This window comes from Knoellia sp. B-D-2 (assembly GCF_057714695.1).
Genome location: NZ_CM173189.1, coordinates 3,790,348 through 3,807,225, shown reverse-complemented (window position 1 = coordinate 3,807,225; position 16,878 = coordinate 3,790,348). Strand labels below are relative to the sequence as shown.

At 71.8% G+C, this 16,878-nt stretch carries 20 protein-coding genes; 12 read left to right on the top strand and 8 right to left on the bottom strand.

Annotated features, from left to right (window positions below):
• Both AC3EU2_RS18080 and AC3EU2_RS18075 read left to right on the top strand, forming a co-directional pair.
• Entirely contained in the window at nucleotides 1-495 is a 495-nt protein-coding gene (locus tag AC3EU2_RS18080) for an OsmC family protein (RefSeq protein ID WP_488177656.1), read from the top strand.
• Complete coding sequence (locus AC3EU2_RS18075) at nucleotides 492-707, top strand: hypothetical protein (protein WP_488177655.1); 216 nt, start codon at nucleotides 492-494, stop codon at nucleotides 705-707. Before AC3EU2_RS18080 ends, AC3EU2_RS18075 begins: the two co-directional genes overlap by 4 nt.
• A gap of 4 nt (nucleotides 708-711) precedes the next feature.
• On the opposite strand, the gene AC3EU2_RS18070 is transcribed toward AC3EU2_RS18075, so the two are convergent.
• Nucleotides 712-1,290, bottom strand: coding sequence for a DUF3043 domain-containing protein (locus AC3EU2_RS18070; protein ID WP_488177654.1), 579 nt, complete (start codon nucleotides 1,288-1,290; stop codon nucleotides 712-714).
• A 64-nt stretch (nucleotides 1,291-1,354) separates the two neighbouring features.
• Between AC3EU2_RS18070 and AC3EU2_RS18065 the strand changes: the two genes are divergently transcribed.
• The 4 genes from AC3EU2_RS18065 to AC3EU2_RS18050 all read left to right on the top strand — a co-directional run bounded on the left by AC3EU2_RS18065 (nucleotide 1,355) and on the right by AC3EU2_RS18050 (nucleotide 5,467).
• Nucleotides 1,355-2,728, top strand: coding sequence for a M20/M25/M40 family metallo-hydrolase (locus AC3EU2_RS18065; protein ID WP_488177653.1), 1,374 nt, complete (start codon nucleotides 1,355-1,357; stop codon nucleotides 2,726-2,728).
• Nucleotides 2,729-2,730: 2 nt separating this feature from the next.
• Nucleotides 2,731-3,771, top strand: coding sequence for a glutathione S-transferase family protein (locus AC3EU2_RS18060; RefSeq protein ID WP_488177652.1), 1,041 nt, complete (start codon nucleotides 2,731-2,733; stop codon nucleotides 3,769-3,771).
• A gap of 143 nt (nucleotides 3,772-3,914) precedes the next feature.
• The gene (locus tag AC3EU2_RS18055; protein WP_488177651.1) at nucleotides 3,915-4,478 is read left to right on the top strand and encodes an RNA polymerase sigma factor; all 564 of its coding nucleotides are present in this window, start codon (nucleotides 3,915-3,917) and stop codon (nucleotides 4,476-4,478) included.
• The gene (locus tag AC3EU2_RS18050; RefSeq protein WP_488177650.1) at nucleotides 4,475-5,467 is read left to right on the top strand and encodes a hypothetical protein; all 993 of its coding nucleotides are present in this window, start codon (nucleotides 4,475-4,477) and stop codon (nucleotides 5,465-5,467) included. Before AC3EU2_RS18055 ends, AC3EU2_RS18050 begins: the two co-directional genes overlap by 4 nt.
• Before the next feature lie 19 nt (nucleotides 5,468-5,486).
• Here AC3EU2_RS18050 and nadA read toward each other — a convergent pair whose 3' ends face one another.
• Nucleotides 5,487-6,680, bottom strand: a complete 1,194-nt coding sequence (nadA, locus tag AC3EU2_RS18045; RefSeq protein ID WP_488177649.1) for a quinolinate synthase NadA — start codon at nucleotides 6,678-6,680, stop codon at nucleotides 5,487-5,489.
• 76 nt (nucleotides 6,681-6,756) lie between these two features.
• Entirely contained in the window at nucleotides 6,757-7,452 is a 696-nt protein-coding gene (locus tag AC3EU2_RS18040; RefSeq protein WP_488177648.1) for a M15 family metallopeptidase, read from the bottom strand.
• 145 nt (nucleotides 7,453-7,597) lie between these two features.
• Between AC3EU2_RS18040 and AC3EU2_RS18035 the strand changes: the two genes are divergently transcribed.
• Entirely contained in the window at nucleotides 7,598-8,761 is a 1,164-nt protein-coding gene (locus AC3EU2_RS18035) for a glycerate kinase family protein (protein WP_488177647.1), read from the top strand.
• Between the two features lie 118 nt (nucleotides 8,762-8,879).
• Nucleotides 8,880-9,254: a HesB/IscA family protein gene (locus tag AC3EU2_RS18030; RefSeq protein ID WP_488177646.1), complete on the top strand. Its 375-nt coding sequence runs from the start codon at nucleotides 8,880-8,882 to the stop codon at nucleotides 9,252-9,254.
• A 66-nt stretch (nucleotides 9,255-9,320) separates the two neighbouring features.
• On the opposite strand, the gene AC3EU2_RS18025 is transcribed toward AC3EU2_RS18030, so the two are convergent.
• From AC3EU2_RS18025 to AC3EU2_RS18015, 3 genes are all read right to left on the bottom strand, one after another.
• Entirely contained in the window at nucleotides 9,321-10,046 is a 726-nt protein-coding gene (locus AC3EU2_RS18025) for a flavodoxin family protein (protein ID WP_488177645.1), read from the bottom strand.
• Nucleotides 10,047-10,119: 73 nt separating this feature from the next.
• Nucleotides 10,120-10,683, bottom strand: coding sequence for a hypothetical protein (locus AC3EU2_RS18020; protein ID WP_488177644.1), 564 nt, complete (start codon nucleotides 10,681-10,683; stop codon nucleotides 10,120-10,122).
• Nucleotides 10,680-11,036 carry a PadR family transcriptional regulator gene (locus tag AC3EU2_RS18015; RefSeq protein ID WP_488177643.1) on the bottom strand — a complete coding sequence of 119 codons (357 nt, stop codon included), beginning with the start codon at nucleotides 11,034-11,036 and terminating at the stop codon, nucleotides 10,680-10,682. Before AC3EU2_RS18015 ends, AC3EU2_RS18020 begins: the two co-directional genes overlap by 4 nt.
• Nucleotides 11,037-11,116: 80 nt before the next feature.
• Between AC3EU2_RS18015 and AC3EU2_RS18010 the strand changes: the two genes are divergently transcribed.
• Together AC3EU2_RS18010 and aat are read left to right on the top strand one after the other, a co-directional pair.
• Nucleotides 11,117-12,097, top strand: coding sequence for a carbohydrate kinase family protein (locus AC3EU2_RS18010; RefSeq protein ID WP_488177642.1), 981 nt, complete (start codon nucleotides 11,117-11,119; stop codon nucleotides 12,095-12,097).
• A gap of 10 nt (nucleotides 12,098-12,107) precedes the next feature.
• Nucleotides 12,108-12,800, top strand: a complete 693-nt coding sequence (gene aat, locus AC3EU2_RS18005) for a leucyl/phenylalanyl-tRNA--protein transferase (protein WP_488177641.1) — start codon at nucleotides 12,108-12,110, stop codon at nucleotides 12,798-12,800.
• Here aat and AC3EU2_RS18000 read toward each other — a convergent pair.
• Both AC3EU2_RS18000 and AC3EU2_RS17995 read right to left on the bottom strand, forming a co-directional pair.
• On the bottom strand, nucleotides 12,797-13,021 hold the full coding sequence (locus tag AC3EU2_RS18000; RefSeq protein ID WP_488177640.1) for a sulfurtransferase TusA family protein: 225 nt from the start codon (nucleotides 13,019-13,021) through the stop codon (nucleotides 12,797-12,799). The two genes, aat and AC3EU2_RS18000, sit on opposite strands and share 4 nt — an antisense overlap.
• Complete coding sequence (locus AC3EU2_RS17995; RefSeq protein ID WP_488177639.1) at nucleotides 13,018-14,148, bottom strand: aminotransferase class V-fold PLP-dependent enzyme; 1,131 nt, start codon at nucleotides 14,146-14,148, stop codon at nucleotides 13,018-13,020. Before AC3EU2_RS17995 ends, AC3EU2_RS18000 begins: the two co-directional genes overlap by 4 nt.
• Before the next feature lie 93 nt (nucleotides 14,149-14,241).
• On the opposite strand from AC3EU2_RS17995, the gene ctaC reads away from it, so the two are divergent.
• Both ctaC and ctaD read left to right on the top strand, forming a co-directional pair.
• Nucleotides 14,242-15,132, top strand: a complete 891-nt coding sequence (gene ctaC / locus AC3EU2_RS17990; RefSeq protein ID WP_488177637.1) for an aa3-type cytochrome oxidase subunit II — start codon at nucleotides 14,242-14,244, stop codon at nucleotides 15,130-15,132.
• 23 nt (nucleotides 15,133-15,155) lie between these two features.
• Nucleotides 15,156-16,877: an aa3-type cytochrome oxidase subunit I gene (gene ctaD / locus AC3EU2_RS17985; RefSeq protein WP_488179513.1), complete on the top strand. Its 1,722-nt coding sequence runs from the start codon at nucleotides 15,156-15,158 to the stop codon at nucleotides 16,875-16,877.
• Nucleotide 16,878 lies beyond the last annotated feature (1 nt).

Below are 16,878 nucleotides of genomic sequence, written 5' to 3'. Positions count from 1 at the left end.
GTGGCAGGCGGACACCGCGCGGGTGCGCACACCTACCGCGCCACGATCGCGTGGGAGGGCTCCACGGGAGGCGGCTACACGGCATACGCGCGTGAGCACGAGGGCACGGTGCCGCCGGCGCGCGACCCGGTAGCGCTCAGCGCCGACCCCCACTTCCGCGGCGACGCCGCCCGGGCCAACCCGGAGCAGCTGCTCGTCCTCGCCGCCAGCTCCTGCCAGCTCCTGTCCTTCCTGCACGTGGCGGCCACCGCTGGACTGGACGTCCTCGACTACACCGACGACGCCGAGGGCGTCATGCCTCTCGGCGTGCGCCCTCAGCGCCTCACCCGGATCACCCTGCGCCCCCGAGTCCTCGTCGCCGCCGGCAGCGACGTCGGCCGGTTCGAGGACCTCGTGCACGAGGCCCACGAGGGCTGCTTCATCGCCAACTCACTCACCACCGAGGTCGTCGTCGAGGCGACGGTCGAGGTCGCACCCAAGGAGAGCCCGTCATGACCGATGCGTGGACCTGGACCTACGAGGACACCGAGGGCGAGCCGGTGACGGGGGAGCCGACGACCGAGACGGCGTTCCCGACCCAGTCGGACGCCGAGAACTGGTTCGGCGAGGTGTGGCGAGAGCTCGCCGAGGCCGGCGTGGCCGCGGTGACGCTGCACCACGAGGGCGCCAAGGTCTACGGGCCGATGCGCCTCGACAGCTCCGCCTGAGCGCTCAGCTCGGGTACTGCCCGCGGGCCACGATCGGGCGGGGCATGCGGGTGCGACGCATCTGGAAGGCGCGCATCGCGGCGTAGAAGCCGTCGCCGCGGTGCACGGCCGCCTCGCCGTGCTTGGCCTCGAGCTTCTTCTTCACGCGGCGCCACATGAGGAACGTGTCGATGGCCGCAGCCGTGATGAGGCCGTAGACGAGCGCGAAGACGATGAGCATCGCCCACGGCTGCCGCACGAACGACAGGGCGAGGACGATCAGCATGACCGGGAGCATGAACTCCGCCACGCCCCAGCGGGCGTCGACGTAGTCGCGGATGTAGCGCTTGACCGGTCCCTTGTCGCGCGGCGGCAGGTGCGCCTCGTCGCCGGTGAGCATCGCCTGGCGCTGCTTGGCCATGGCCTCGCGTCGCTTGGCTCGGTCGGTGTTGCGCGCCGCCTTGCGGTCGGTGACGACGAGCGGCTGCTTGCGCGCCGCCTCCTGGTCGCGCCGCTTGGGCGTGGGGCGGTTCTTCGCGCCGACGCGGGCGGCGTTGGCCGACTCCGCGAGCTCTTCGTTGTTGGTCTTGCTGCGTCCGAACACCGGCTGAGTGTATGCCGCCGGGCTGGGTTCCCTCGTCCGAACTCGCGCTGAGTAGGGTCAGGACGTGACCGACCCCACCACTGCGACCGCCCTGCCCGACCTCTCTGCGCTCCGGGAGACCGTGCAGGCCCTCATGCCCCAGCTCCGCAGCGACCTCGAGGCGCTGACCCGGATCCCGAGCGTCTCGCTCCCCGCCTTCGACCAGAGCCACGTCGAGGCGTCCGCCGAGGCGACCGCCGCGCTGCTGCGGGCCGAGGGGCTCGAGGTGGAGATCGTGCGCGAGGGAGGCGCCCCGGCGGTCATCGGGCACATCGCCGGGCCGGAGGGCGCACCCACCGTCATGCTCTACGCGCACCACGACGTGCAGCCGCCCGGCGACGACGCGGACTGGGACAGCGCCCCGTTCGAGCCGACCGAGCGCGACGGCCGTCTCTACGGTCGTGGCGCCGCCGACGACAAGGCCGGGATCATGGCGCACATCGCGGCGCTGCGCGCCCACGCCGGCAACTTGCCCGTGGGCGTCACGGTGTTCGTCGAGGGGGAGGAGGAGGTCGGCTCCGACTCGCTGCTCACCATCCTCGAGCGCCACGGCGACAAGCTGCGCGCCGACGCGATCGTCCTCGCCGACTCCATGAACTGGGACATCGGCACCCCGGCGCTGACGACGACGCTGCGCGGCCTCATCCGGGTCGTCGTCACCGTCTCGACGCTCGACCACGGCGTCCACTCGGGCATGTTCGGCGGCGCCGTCCCCGACGCCATCACCGCGCTCGTGCGCCTCATCGCGACCCTCCACGACGACGAGGGCAACGTCGCGGTGGCCGGCCTGAAGTCCGGCGAGGCCGCCGACCTCGACTTCTCGGAGGAGCGGCTGCGCGAGGAGTCGGGCCTGCTCGACGGCGTCTCGACGATCGGGTCGGGCTCCCTGCTCTCACGCATGTGGACCAAGCCGGCCCTCACGACCATCGGCCTCAACGTGCCGACCGTCGAGCGCTCGTCCAACACCCTCGTCCCGTCCGCGTCGGCCAAGCTGTCGATGCGCATCGCCGCCGACGAGGAGCCGATGGACGCGTACGCCGCGCTCGAGGCCCACCTGCGCGAGCACGCCCCGTGGGGGGCCCGGGTCGAGGTCCACCTCGACGACCAGGGCGCGGGGTTCGCGGCCGACGCGAGCGGACCCGTCTACGACCAGGCTCGCGCAGCCTTCGCCGACGCCTGGGGCACGCAGCCGGTGGACATCGGCGTCGGCGGGTCGATCCCGTTCGTCGCGGCCTTCGCCGAGCGCTTCCCCGACGCCGCGATCCTCGTGACCGGCGTCGAGGACCCCGACACCCGCGCGCACGGGGCCAACGAGTCGCTGCACCTCGGCGAGTTCGAGAACGTCTGCGTCGCCGAGGCCGTGCTCTTCGCCCGGCTCGGCGCGATGAGGAGGAGCTGACCATGGGGGAGAGCAGCCACGGGTCGTACGTCGAGCCCGAGTTCGAGCGTGACACGACCTACATCGAGGACCGGATCACCGCCGAGGCCGGACCGTGGCCGGTCGAGGCGGGGCGCTACCGCCTCGTCGTCGCCCGGGCCTGCCCGTGGGCCAACCGCGCGATCATCGTCCGTCGGCTCCTCGGCCTCGAGGACGCCATCTCCCTGGGCATCTGCGGGCCGACCCACGACGCGGACTCGTGGACGTTCGACCTCGACCCGGACGGGCTCGACCCGGTGCTGCGGATCCCGCGCATCAAGGACGCCTACCTGGCCCGCTTCCCGGACTACCCCAAGGGCATCACCGTCCCGGCCGTCGTCGACGTGCCCAGCGGCAAGGTCGTCACCAACGACTTCCCCCGGATGACGATCGACCTGTCGACCCAGTGGACCGCGCACCACCGCGAGGGCGCCCCGGTCCTCTACCCGGAGGCGCTGCGCGCGGAGATCGACGAGGTCAACCAGCGCGTCTACACCGAGGTCAACAACGGCGTCTACCGCTGCGGGTTCGCCGGGACGCAGAAGGCGTACGACGCGGCATACGAGCGGTTGTTCACGGCCCTGGACTGGCTCGAAGCGCGGCTGTCCACGCAGCGCTACCTCGTCGGAGACACGATCACCGAGGCCGACGTCCGGCTGTTCACGACGCTCGCGCGCTTCGACGCGGTCTACCACGGCCACTTCAAGTGCAACCGGAGCAAGCTCAGCGAGATGCCGGTGCTCTGGGCGTACGCGCGCGACCTGTTCCAGACCCCCGGGTTCGGCGACACGACGGACTTCGTGCACATCAAGAGCCACTACTACGAGGTCCACCGCGACATCAACCCGACCGGGGTCGTCCCCGCGGGGCCGGACCTGTCGGGCTGGGCCACGCCGCATGGGCGCGAGTCCCTCGGTGGTCGACCCTTCGGTGACGGCACGCCTCCGGGGGCGCTCGCTTCCGGGGAGCGGGTGCCGACCGCGCACAACCCGCACGTCGGCGAGGACGGACTCGTCACGGTCTGACCTGTCGGGTCCGTCCCGCAGCGCCACGTCGGTCCCGCTGCGGGGCGTCGCCGTGGCGCCGTGTCGCGACGAGATCGACGTGGCGCTCGGGATTTCTCGCCACGGCGGTCAACCTTTTGGCTCCGTGGTGCGACTCTGCTGGTGTGAGCCCCCTCCCGCGAGCAGTCCGTGACAGCGGGTCCGGTGCGCCGGCCGCCGGCACCGACCTCGGTCGCGAGGAGGCCCTGGTCGTCCTGTTCCGCACCCACTGCGCCGACCTCGTGCGCCTCGGGTACGCCCTCACCGGCGACCGGGGCGCCGCGGAGGAGGCCGTCCAGGACGCCTTCATGTCGCTGCACCGGAACTGGCGCACGCTGCGCGACCGGTCGGCGATGCACGCCTACCTGCGGGCGGCCGTGGTCAACCGGTGCCGGTCCGTGCACCGCGCCCGCGCCAGCCGGGTGCGGGCCACCGAGCCCTTGCGGGCCGACCTCTCGGCCCGTCCCGGCGTCGAGACCGACGTCCTCGCCCACGAGGCGTCGCGGCGCATCGCCGAGCAGGTCCGGGGGCTGCCGCAGCGCCAGCGCGAGGTCGTCGTCTGCCGCTACTACCTCGACCTCACCGAGCGCCAGACGGCCGACCTCCTGCAGGTGTCCGTCGGCTCGGTGAAGAAGCACGCCAGCCGGGCGCTGGCCACGTTGCACGACCGGATGGAGGTGGCGCCATGAGCGAGGTGGAGGAACGCACGCGGGAGGCGCTGCACGAGGTCGTCGACGGCGTCGGCGTGACCCACCACGACGTCGCGCGCATGGAGGCCGACCTCCTCTCGGCGCTGGAGAGCCCGCGCCGTCTGGCCGGTTCCCGCGTCCGGGCGCTGGTCCCGGTTCGGCGGCGGTGGGGGCTGGCCGCTGCGGCGGTGGCGGTGGTTGCCGCGGTCGCCGGAGGACTCGCCCTGACCTCGGACGACCGAGAGCCGGCCCGCCCCGCCGGAGCGCCGACGCCGTCGGACCTGCCGCCGTCGGACCGACCCCTCGTCCCTGCCGAGCTCGTGGGGCTGTGGCGCAACGTGCCGCAGAGTCCGTGGTTGTGGGAGTTCACGTCGGACGGCCGCATGGGGGCCACCTCGACGTCCAGCGGATATCTCAACGGTGGCACCGTGGCGAAGACCATCAGCCGGCGCGACGGTGACCGGTACATCACGTCCGACCCGACCGAGGCCTGCAGCACCGACTTCCGGGTCCGCCTCACGTCGGCGGGGGCAGTGGTGACGGTTCTCAGCGGTACCTGTGCGGAGGACTTCGTCGGCGCCGAGTACGACATCGAACGCCTGTCACCCGGGCGCGTCGGCGCGCAAGCCCTCGAGCCCCGCTACCCCAGGGCCGCCGCCGCCGTGCGCATGCCCCTCAGCCTGCTCGACGGGACGTGGCTGCACGCCGAGTCGCGGACCCTGCTCGTGATTGGCACGGGGTACGCAGGCTCGTCAAAGACCTACATCATGGACGACGACGGTGACGGTTCCACGGATCCCGACCAGCGCGGGGTGATCAGCACGGGGCCCGGCGGCGTAGTCCAGGCGCGACCGACGGCGGACAACGACCCGGGGTGCGCCCCGCAGTTCGTGGCAGTGGTCAGCGACTCGGCGACGATGACAACGACCGCGGGTGACGGTGGGTGCGTCCCCACCGGGGTTCGGCAGACCTGGATCCGCCTCAACTGAGCCGCAGCGAGCAGCCGCGTCAGTCCTTGGACGTCTCGCCGGGCAGGCCGAGCATCTGGTCCAGCGCGACCCGGGCGTCGGCGGCCACCTGCGGCTCGACCCGGATCGGGTTGACCACCCGTCCGTCGACGAGCGACTCGAGCGCCCAGACGAGGTGGGGCAGGTCGATCCGGTTCATCGTCGAGCAGTAGCAGACGTTCTTCTCGAGGAACGTGATCCGCTGCGCCGGGAACATCTGCCCGAGCCGCTGCACGAGGTTGAGCTCGGTCCCGACGGCCCACGCCGTCCCGTCGGGGGCGGCGGCGATCGTCTGGATGATCCGCTCGGTCGAGCCGACCTCGTCCGCGAGCTCGACGACCTCGTGCCGGCACTCCGGGTGGACGATGACGCGCACGCCCGGGATCGCGGCGCGGGCCGCCGCGACGGCCTCGGTCGTGAACCGGCCGTGCACCGAGCAGTGCCCCCGCCAGAGGATCATCCGGGCCGCGCGCAGCTCCTCGACGGTGAGCCCACCCATCGGGCGGTGCGGGTCCCACACGACGCAGTCGTCGAGCGAGCCGCCGAGGTCGCGGGCCCAGGTGTTGCGGCCGAGGTGCTGGTCGGGCAGGAACAGGACCTTGCCGTCGCCGTCGAGACCGCCACGCTCGGACAGGGCCCAGGTGAGGGCCGTCCTGGCGTTGGAGGAGGTGCACACGGTGCCGCCGTGGCGCCCGGTGAACGCCTTGATCGCCGCCGAGCTGTTCATGTAGGTGACCGGCACGACCGAGTCCGCCACCCCCGCCTCGACGAGCTCGTCCCAGCAGTCCTCCACCTGGGCGATCGCGGCCATGTCCGCCATGGAGCACCCGGCCGCCAGGTCGGGGAGGATCACGGTCTGGTGCTCGCTCGTGAGGATGTCCGCCGACTCGGCCATGAAGTGCACCCCGCAGAAGACGATCCACGGCGCGTCCGGACGGGCGGCGGCCTCCTTGGCGAGCTTGAACGAGTCTCCGGTGACGTCGGCGAACTCGATGACCTCGTCGCGCTGGTAGTGGTGACCGAGCACGAAGACCTTGTCGCCGAGCGCGGCCTTCGCGGCCCGGGCCCGCTCGACGAGGCCCGGGTCCGAAGGGGCCGGCAGGTCACCGGGGCACTCCACTCCGCGCTCGGAGTGGAGGTCGCGCCCGCGTCCGAGCACGAGAAGGGGGAGCGGAGCAGCAGGCGTCGTCGTCACGGGAACGATCGTATGCCGGTGCGCCGGGCCTGCGACATCGGTGCGCCTGCCGTCCGCCCACCCCTGCGTTCCCGAGTCAGGGCTGGGGGATCTCCATGTGCTGGTAGTCCTTGAGCGAGGTCCAGTGGCCGCCCCAGTCGAAGCCCCGGCTGGTGAACGCGGTCACGGCCCGGTCGCCGTCGACGAGCATGCCCGGTCGCACGTCCGACCGGTCGGTGAACGCAGCGCCCGCGGCCGGGACGACGAGCGTGCCCTTGACGTAGGGGTTCTCGATCGTGTTGATGTCGATGGCCTTGCCGTAGGAGTGCACCGAGTTCCTCGTCCCACCGGTGATCGCCCGGCAGTTGAACGCCGAGGTGTTGTCCGCCGCCATGGACGCGTCGTCGGACCCGCCGTAGGTCTCGATGAGCTCCATCCGCCGGAGCGGGAAGTCCCGCAGGTACAGCTGGCGGAACGCGTTCACGGTGTCGCGGGCGATGTCCTCGTGGACCATGAGATGGCCGACGTGGTCGGCGCCGTCGAAGCCCCGGTGGGTCATCTCGACCACCCGCAGGTCCTCGATCGGCACCGGGCACCCCGGCTTCCACGAGACGCCCATCATCGTGGCGCGGGTGGCGCCGTCGACCGGGCTGATCACCGCATGGAAACCCTGGCCGGGCGGCAGCCCGCCACCCGTGGGCACGGCGGACGCGGAGGTCCCTCCGGCAGCGAGGGCGACGACCGCCGCGAGCGCGGTGGCGCGCAGGGCGAGGGGGAGGTGACGCAGGCGCATGCTGACTCCTGGGTTCGTGGGGGGATCCTTCGACCAACCACGCGGGTGCACGGCTTGCCACCGGAAGCGCGGCGGGGCGGAGGTCCGCCGGGTCGGCGCCGACGGTGGGTGTCCGGGCCGTCGCGGACCCGATACCGTGCGTGCCGTGCACGTCGTCATCGCCCCGGACTGCTTCACCGGCACCCTCACCGCCACCCAGGCCGCGGAGGCGATGGCGGCCGGCTGGCACGACACCGCCCCCCGCGACGCCCTGACCCTGCTGCCCCTGTCCGACGGGGGCCCCGGCTTCCTCGACGTCCTCGGGCACGCCCTCGGCGGGACCACCGTGGCCCTCACCGTGAGCGACCCGCTCGGGCGGGAGGTGCCCGCAGCGGTCCTCGTCACGGGCGACCCGGGGGACCGGACGGCATACGTCGAGTCGGCGCAGGCCGCCGGGCTGCACCTCCTGGCGGCGGACGAGCGCAACCCCGCCCTCACGAGCACGTGGGGGGTCGGCCAGCTCGTGCGGGCCGCCCTCGCCGAGCAGCCGCGCCGCATCGTCGTCGGCCTCGGCGGCAGCGGCACCAACGACGGCGGGGCCGGGATGCTCGCCGCTCTCGGTGCGGGCCCGACCGAGAGCCTCGCCCGCGGTGGGACCGCTCTCGCGACGGCCCCCGACGACGCCCTGTCCGGCCTGCTCGCCCTGCGCGACGAGCTCGCGGACGTCGAGCTCGTCATCGCCAGCGACGTCGACAACCCGCTTCTCGGCTTCAAGGGCGCGAGTGCGGTGTTCTCCCCGCAGAAGGGGGCCACCCCCGAGGTCGCGCAGGAGCTCGAGGGGGCGCTGGGCCGGTTCACCGAGATCGTCGCGCGCACCGTGCCCGCCCCCACGGACCTGCTCACGGGCGCACCGCGCCGCCTCGAGCGCGAGCCCGGGGCCGGCGCGGCCGGGGGCCTCGGCTACGCCCTCATGCTGCTCGGCGGGCACCGCGTCAGCGGGGTCCAGCTCGTGCTCGACGCGGTCGGCTTCCACGACGTCATCTCGGGCAGCGACCTCGTCGTCACGGGGGAGGGGACCTTCGACTGGCAGAGCCTCAGCGGCAAGGTCGCGTCCGGGGTGGCGGAGGCCGCCCTCGGCGCCGGGCTGCCCACCGTCGTCCTCGCGGGACAGGTCCTCGTCGGGCGCCGGGAGACCATGGGGCTCGGGATCAGCGGGGCGTATGCCGTCGCGGAGACGCCCGCGGAGCTGGACGCGGCCATGCTCGACCCGGTGGGCACCCTCCGCGCCCGGGCCGCGCGGGTGGCCAGGACGTGGTCCCCTGCTCGGTGATCCTCTCGAGGGGACGTACTCTGGGAGGACGAACGGGAACAGATGAGGGTTGCGGACCGTTGCGACCTGATGCACGACCACAGACCACCCGAGCCCCGACGCAGCACAGGAGTCACCCATGAGCGAGCTCGACACCCAGGCCCCCGAGACCACCACCGACGCGCCCGCGCACGGCGTCCTCCTCACCGACCTCGCGGCCGGCAAGGTCCGCTCGCTCCTCGAGCAGGAGGGTCGCGACGACCTGCGCCTGCGCGTCGGAGTCCAGCCCGGCGGCTGCTCCGGCCTCATCTACCAGCTCTACTTCGACGAGCGCAGCCTCGACGGTGACCTCGTCCGCGACTTCGACGGTGTCGAGGTCGTCGTCGACCGGATGAGCGGCCCCTACCTCGAGGGCGCGACGATCGACTTCTCCGACACCATCGAGAAGCAGGGCTTCACCATCGACAACCCCAACGCCGGCAGCTCCTGCGCCTGCGGTGACAGCTTCGGCTGAGCCGACCCACGGGACGACGAAGGGCCCCTCACCATCGCGGTGAGGGGCCCTTCGTCGTATGCCGTTTCAGCGGTACTCGGGGTTGGGGTGGTCGAAGTTCGCCCCCTGGTCCCACTTCACCCGCTCGTTGCCGCCGGTGGGGAACCCGCCTCGCTCCTTGAGCAGCTGGGCGAGGTGCATGAGGTTCCACGTCATGAACGTCGTGTTGCGCTGGGTGAACTCGTTCTCCGGGCCGCCGCTGCCCTCGTCGAGGTACGAGGGGCCCGGCCCGGCCTCGCCGATCCAGCCGGCGTCGGCGTTCGGCGGGATCGTGCAGCCGAGGTGCTGGAGGCTGTAGAGGATGTTGGACGCGCAGTGCTTGATGCCGTCCTCGTTGCCGGTGATGATCGTCCCGCCGACCTTGCCGTAGTAGATGTACTGGCCCTGCTCGTTGGTCAGCCCGCTCATCGCGTAGAGGCGCTCGATGACCCGCTTGGTGACGCTGGAGTTGTCGCCGAGCCAGATCGGGCCGGCGATGACGAGGATGTCGCTGGCCTGCACCCGCAGCCAGATCTCGGGCCACGCGTCGCTCGCCCAGCCGTGCTCGGTCATGTCGGGGTAGACGCCGGTGGCGATGTCGTGGTCCACGACGCGCAGCACCTCCACCTCGACTCCGTGCTTCTCCATGATCGCGGTGCTCACGTCGATGAGGCCCTGTGTGTGGCTCTTCTCGGGGGAGCGCTTGAGGGTGCAGTTGAAGACGATGGCCCGAAGGCCCGTGAAGTCGGCGTCCTGCCAGCGGGGGGTGTCCATGTCGAGCACTCTGCTCGATCGACCGTCGGCGGACAAGGGCGGCGATGACCCCGTGGGTCGCAGGGGGAGCGGCTCAGGAACGGTGACCCGTCCGGGAGGCGGACGTCGCTGCGGAGGCGGGCTGCCGCCGGCGCAGGACACGCCACGGCTGCGCCACGAGGAGGAACACCAGGAGCGGCACCCCGAGGAACCACGTGCCCACGCCGCCGGCCCCGGTCGAGAACCCTCGACCGTCCGCCTCCACGCGCGCGGAGAAGTCGACGCCGAACCAGGGGAAGACGAACCCGCGCACGGTGCGTCCCACCACCCCGCTGGCCTCCACCCCCGCGGTGAACGCGATCGCCGTGAAGAGGCACGCGAAGACGACGAGCCCGAAGGCCACCGACGCCCAGATCGCCGCCTGGGACCACCGGGGGCGGGAGGGGTCGGTGTCCGTGGCGGCGTGGGCGAGCTCCTTGGGTGAGCCGATGCCGAAGAGGGCCCGGGTGGTGCCCACGTCCGCGCTGGCCTCGGCGAGGTTGGACCGCAGCTCGCGGCGCAGCTCCCGCCGCCTCGAGCCGCGCACCCCGCGCATCTCGAGCCAGAAGTCGTAGCGGAGGACGGCGTTCTCGATGCGAAGTCGGTCCAGGACGGTCATGCGGGTTCCCCTGTCGTGAGTGTGGCGCGGACGGCGGCGGTGGCGGTCTCCACCGACCTGACGAGGCCGCTCCACGCCGTCTGGCGGTGGGCGAGCTCGGCGCGGCCGGTGTCGGTGAGCCGGTAGTACTTCCGCGCGGGACCGGAGTCGCTGCGCAGGAGGTAGGACTCGAGGAACCCTGCGGCCTCGAGCCGGGTGAGGCCGGGGTAGACGGTCCCCTCGGCGAGGTCCTCGAAGCCGGCGACGCGGAGCTGGGTGACGATCCCGTACCCGTACTGGTCTCGCGTCGACAGCATGCTCAGGAGGAGGAGTCCGAGGACTCCCTTGAGCATCTGCGGGTCGTGGGCGGGCATGGCCAGATTCTTGGCCCAGTACTCAACAATGTCAAGTACCTGCGTATGTCGAGCCCGTGGCCGGAGGGTAGGTTGCCGAGGTGCGCATCGCAGTCACCGGGTCCATCGCGACCGACCACCTCATGACCTTCCGCGGCCGCTTCGCCGACTCCCTCGTCGTCGAGCAGCTCGACAAGATCTCGGTGTCGTTCCTCGCGGACACGCTCGAGATCCGGCGCGGGGGAGTCGCGGGCAACATCTGCTTCGGCATGGCCGCCCTCGGGCAGCGGCCGCTGCTCGTCGGTGCGGCCGGCGAGGACTTCGCCGACTACCGCAGCTGGCTCACCCGGCACGGCGTGAACTGCGACCACGTCCACATCTCCGACTCCCGCCACACCGCGCGCTTCGTCTGCACGACTGACGACGACATGGCCCAGATGGCGACGTTCTACGCCGGTGCGATGAGCGAGGCCCGCCTCATCGAGCTCGGGCCGATCGCCGAGCAGGGTCTCGACCTCGTCCTCATCGGCGCGAACGACCCGGAGGCGATGCTGCGCCACACCGAGGAGTGCCGCACCCGGGGGATCACCTTCGTCGCCGACCCCTCGCAGCAGCTCGCCTTCGCGGACGGGCCGTTCATCCGCCGGCTCATCGAGGGCGCCGACTACCTCTTCACCAACGAGTACGAGGCGCACCTCACCGAGCAGAAGACCGGCTGGAGCGAGGCCGACATCGACGCCCAGGTGACGACCCGGGTCATCACCAAGGGCAAGGACGGCGCTGTCATCACGACCCGCGGCGAGGAGCCGATCGAGGTTCCCATCGCTCTCGAGGCGCGACGCGCCGACCCCACCGGTGTCGGCGACGCCTTCCGCGCCGGCTTCCTCACCGGGCTCTCCGCGGGCCTGCACCACCGGCGCTGCGCCGAGATCGGCTCGCTCCTCGCGACCTACGTCCTCGAGACCGTGGGGACCCAGGAGTACACGCTCGACAAGCGCGCCTTCCTCGACCGGCTCGCCCGGGCCTACGGTGACGACTCGGCCGCCGACGTCGAGCCGCACATCATCGTCTCGGGGCACTGACCGCACGACCGTGACCGTGCCCTTCCCGCCGGTCGAGCCGCCTCCCAGCGAGTGGGAGCTCGGCCGCCTCCGGCCCACGCCCGACGACGACCTCGTCGGTGCCGGCGCCGACCTGGCCCCCGGCACGGTGCTCGCGGCCTACCGCGCGGGCCTGTTCCCCATGGGGCTCGGCGTCGACGGCGGACGGCCCCTCGGGTGGTGGTCGCCGCAGCCGCGGGGTGTCCTCGAGCCCGGTGCGTTCCGCGAGCGACGCTCGCTGAGGAAGGCCCGCGCCCGCTTCGAGATCCGGGTCGACACGGCCTTCGAGGAGGTCGTGCGCCGGTGCGGCGACCCCGAACGTGAGGGCCGCTGGATCACCGACGAGATCGTCGCCGCCTACGCCGAGCTGCACCGGCTGGGGTGGGCGCACAGCATCGAGACCTGGCGCGAGGACCGGCTCGTGGGCGGGCTCTACGGCCTCGCGATCGGGGGCCTGTTCGCCGGCGAGTCGATGTTCCACGCCGAGCGCGACGCGTCCAAGGTGGCGCTGGCCGCCCTCGTCGACCTCGTCCGGGCCGACGGCGACCCACGCCGCATCGTCGACGTGCAGTGGGCCACCGAGCACCTGCAGCGGCTCGGGGTGGCGCAGTGGCCGCGTGAGCGCTACCTCGACGCGCTGGCGGAAGCGCTGCTCGCCCCGCCCATCCGGTTCGGCTCGTCCTAGCCGAGCACGACGACGTATGCCGTGTGCGCGCCCCGGCGCTCGAGCGTCACCGTGTGCCCGCGCATCCGGGCCCAGGCCGGGATGTCGGCCTCGGCGGCCGGGTCGTCGGCCAGGGCCACGAGGGTGCGGCCGGGCGGAAGGCCGCGCGCGAGGCGGGCGAGCTCGATGACGGGCAGCGGGCACCTCAGCCCGCGTGCGTCGAGGTCGACGTCGCCGGTCACAGCCCCTCCACCCCGAGGCGGGCCCGGAGCCGCGCGACCACGCCCGGCAGCTCGCGGCACAGGCTGTCGACGTCCCGGTCGCGGTCGGGGCTGACCGCTGCCAGCGGGAGCGTGACGCGCACGTTGCCGTGGGTCAGCGCTCCCATCGCCGCGAGGACGTGACTGGGCTCGAGCCGGCTGGAGGTGCACGCCGAGCCCGAGGCGACGACGACGCCCCGCCGATCGAGGGCGTCGACGAGGCTCTCGCCGTCGACGTAGAGCACGCTGAAGGTGACGACGTGGGGGAGCCGTCCGGTCGGGTCGCCGACGACGTCGACGTCGTCGACGGCCGCGGCAGCGGAGCGGATCCGGTCGACGAGCTCGCGGGCGGTGGTGTCCTCCTCGGCGCGGGCGTGGTCGACCTGCCGCCAGGCCTCGGCCGCGGCGAGCGCCGCGGGCACCCACGGGTCGGCGGGCTCGCGACCGTGCTCGGGTTCCCAGCGGGGCCCGGGGAGGTCGAAACGGGTCCCCGTCCGCACGGCGAGCACCCCGAGGGGAGGCCCGGCCACGGTGGCGGCGTCACCGACGAGGAGGTCCCAGGAGGGCGGGGGTGCCACCCGGCCCAGCGAGGAGGTGCCGTCGACGAGCAGCGGGAGCCGCGCGGAACGGCATACGGCGTGGAGCCCGTCGAGGGGCTGGGTGGTGCCGACCTCGCCGTTGGCCTGCTGGAGCGCGACGGCGGCCACCGGGGCTCCGCCGGCGAGCGCGCCCGCCAGCGTGTCGGGGTGGAGCCGCCCGAGGGGGTCGACGGCGAGCGGCGCGGCCGCCGGGTCCGCGTCGTGGGCCTCGAGGAGGAGGACGGCCTGGTCCACCGCCGAGGTGACCACCCGGGTGCCGACCCGACGACGTGCGTGCCGCAGGCCTGCGACCCCGGTCCGCAGGGCGTGGGCCCCGCTGGGGTGGAAGGAGACCTCGTCGGCCCGGGCGCCGAGCGACGCGGCGACGCTCTCGCGCGCCTGGTCGAGGAGGAGGCGGGCCCGGCGACCCTCGCGGTGCAGGCGGCGCGGGTCGGCCCAACCCGCGTCCAGCGCCGCCAGCAGGGTCTCGCGCGCGGCGGGGTGCAGGGGGCTGCGGGTGGCATCGAGCACGTGCTGACCGTAACCCCACCCGTCCCCGGCCACGAGCCCTCCATGCACTAGTGTTTGTTGGTGTTCCAGCCCACGACGCAGGAGGGTGCTCCGGTGCCTCAGCACGACCATCTCAACCCCCGCACGCGCGGTCGGCGGCTGACCACGTGGGCCGTGGTGACCGTGGCGGCGATGGTGGCGCTCAGCGGCTGTGAGCTCGGTGAGTTCAAGGACGGCTACCTCCCCAACGGCATCACCGAGAACGCCGACCGGGTGCGTGAGCTGTGGATCGGCGCCTGGATCGCGCTCCTCGTCGTCGGTGCCCTCGTCTGGGGCCTCATCGGCTGGTGTGTCGTGGCCTACCGACGTCGACGCGACGACAACGAGCTCCCCGTGCAGCTGCGCTACAACGTGCCGCTCGAGATCCTCTACACGATCGTCCCGATCTTCATGATCGCGGTCTTCTTCTTCTATACCGCCCGTGACCAGACCGCCCTGCTCGACACCGAGCAGGACCCGGCCGTGACGGTCAACGTCGTCGGCAAGCAGTGGTCCTGGGACTTCAACTACCTCGAGGCCGACGTCCACGAGACCGGCTCGCAGGCCATCCTCACCGGGGAGCCCGGCGCCGAGGAGACCATCCCGACGATGTACCTGCCGGTGGGGGAGCGCGTCGAGTTCGTGCTCACCGCCCGCGACGTCATCCACTCCTTCTGGGTGCCGCAGTTCCTCCAGAAGCTCGACATGATCCCCGGCCGGGTCAACAAGTTCCAGGTCGTCCCCACCGAGGAGGGCACCTTCAAGGGCAAGTGCGCCGAGCTCTGCGGCGCCTACCACTCGGCCATGCTGTTCAACGTCAAGGTCGTCCCCCGCGCCGAGTTCGACGCGCACATGGAGGACCTCAAGTCGCAGGGTCAGACCGGACTCCTCGGTCCTGACCTCAACCGCGAGAACCTTTCGCCGGCAGAGCAGGAGAAGCTGCCCGAGGAACTGAGGACCCCATGAGTGCCGCAGCCGACACCAGGACGATGCTCCGCGAGCGTGAGTCCGTCTCACGTGCCCGGATTGCCCCCGGCGCCACGGTGGTCAAGTGGATCACGACGACCGACCACAAGGTCATCGGCAACCTCTACTTCATCACCTCGTTCATGTGGTTCCTCCTCGGCGGCCTCATGGCGCTGGTCATCCGCGCCGAGCTCATGCAGCCCGGCATGCAGATCGTGGACAACCCCGACCAGTACAACCAGATGTTCACGATGCACGGCACGATCATGCTGCTGCTCTTCGCGACGCCGCTGTTCGCCGCCTTCGCCAACGCGCTCATGCCGCTGCAGATCGGCGCGCCCGACGTGTCGTTCCCGCGCCTCAACATGTTCGCCTACTGGCTCTACCTCTTCGGTGGCCTCATCGCGGCCGGCGGGTTCCTCACCCCCGGCGGCGCGGCCTCCTTCGGCTGGTTCGCCTACACGCCGCTGTCCGACACCTCGTACAGCCCGGGAATGGGCGGTGACCTCTGGGTCTTCGGTCTCGCCCTCGCCGGCTTCGGCACCATCCTCGGGGCGGTCAACTTCATCACGACGATCCTCACGATGCGCGCGCCCGGCATGACGATGTTCCGGATGCCCGTCTTCACGTGGACGGTCCTCGTCACCTCGATCCTCGTGCTGCTCATCTTCCCGGCGCTGGCCGCGGCCCTGTTCGCCCTCGGCGCCGACCGGCGCTTCGGTGCGCACATCTTCGACCCGGAGGCGGGCGGGGTGATGCTGTGGCAGCACATCTTCTGGTTCTTCGGCCACCCCGAGGTCTACGTCATCGCCCTGCCGTTCTTCGGCATCATCTCCGAGATCCTCCCGGTGTTCTCGCGCAAGCCCGTCTTCGGCTACAAGACCCTCGTCTACGCGACGATCTCGATCGCCGCCCTGTCGGTCTCGGTCTGGGCCCACCACATGTACGGCACGGGCCAGGTGCTGCTGCCCTTCTTCGCGATCATGACGATGCTCATCGCCGTCCCCACCGGCGTGAAGTTCTTCAACTGGATCGGCACGATGTGGGGCGGGAAGCTCACCTTCGAGACCCCGATGCTGTGGGCGCTCGGCTTCCTCGTGACCTTCCTCTTCGGCGGCCTCACCGGCGTCATCCTCGCCAGCCCGGCGCTCGACTTCCACCTCACCGACAGCTACTTCGTCGTGGCGCACTTCCACTACGTCGTCTTCGGCACCGTCGTCTTCGCGATGTTCGGTGGCTTCTACTTCTGGTGGCCCAAGCTCACCGGTCGGATGCTCGACGAGCCGCTGGGCAAGATCCACTTCTGGATGCTCTTCGTCGGCTTCCACACGACCTTCCTCATCCAGCACCTGCTCGGGATCTGGGGCATGCCGCGTCGCTACGCCGACTACCTCCCCGAGGACGGCTTCACCTTCGCCAACCAGGTGTCGACGGTCGGCGCCTTCATCCTCGGCGCCTCGATGATCCCGTTCTTCTACAACGTGTGGAAGACGTGGCGCTACGCGCCGCTCGTCGAGACCGACGACCCGTGGGGCTACGGCGCCTCGCTCGAGTGGGCGACGTCCTGCCCGCCCCCGCGACACAACTTCAACTCCATCCCGCGCATCCGTTCGGAGCGCCCGGCCTTCGACCTCAACCACCCGGAAGCCGCGCCCGCCGGCTACGAGTCCTCCGGACTCGTCAAGGCGATGGGCCCGGCAGACCTCGGTGGCGACTCGTTGTCCGCCAACAGCAAGGAGTCCTGAC

Coding starts and splice junctions, on each gene's coding strand:
- AC3EU2_RS18075 (WP_488177655.1), top strand. CDS start 492: ATGACCGATGCGTGGACCTGGACCTACGAGGACACCGAGGGCGAGCCG.
- AC3EU2_RS18060 (WP_488177652.1), top strand. CDS start 2,731: ATGGGGGAGAGCAGCCACGGGTCGTACGTCGAGCCCGAGTTCGAGCGT.
- AC3EU2_RS18050 (WP_488177650.1), top strand. CDS start 4,475: ATGAGCGAGGTGGAGGAACGCACGCGGGAGGCGCTGCACGAGGTCGTC.
- AC3EU2_RS18040 (WP_488177648.1), bottom strand. CDS start 7,452: ATGCGCCTGCGTCACCTCCCCCTCGCCCTGCGCGCCACCGCGCTCGCG.
- AC3EU2_RS18030 (WP_488177646.1), top strand. CDS start 8,880: ATGAGCGAGCTCGACACCCAGGCCCCCGAGACCACCACCGACGCGCCC.
- AC3EU2_RS18025 (WP_488177645.1), bottom strand. CDS start 10,046: ATGGACACCCCCCGCTGGCAGGACGCCGACTTCACGGGCCTTCGGGCC.
- AC3EU2_RS18020 (WP_488177644.1), bottom strand. CDS start 10,683: ATGACCGTCCTGGACCGACTTCGCATCGAGAACGCCGTCCTCCGCTAC.
- AC3EU2_RS18015 (WP_488177643.1), bottom strand. CDS start 11,036: ATGCCCGCCCACGACCCGCAGATGCTCAAGGGAGTCCTCGGACTCCTC.
- ctaD (WP_488179513.1), top strand. CDS start 15,156: ATGCTCCGCGAGCGTGAGTCCGTCTCACGTGCCCGGATTGCCCCCGGC.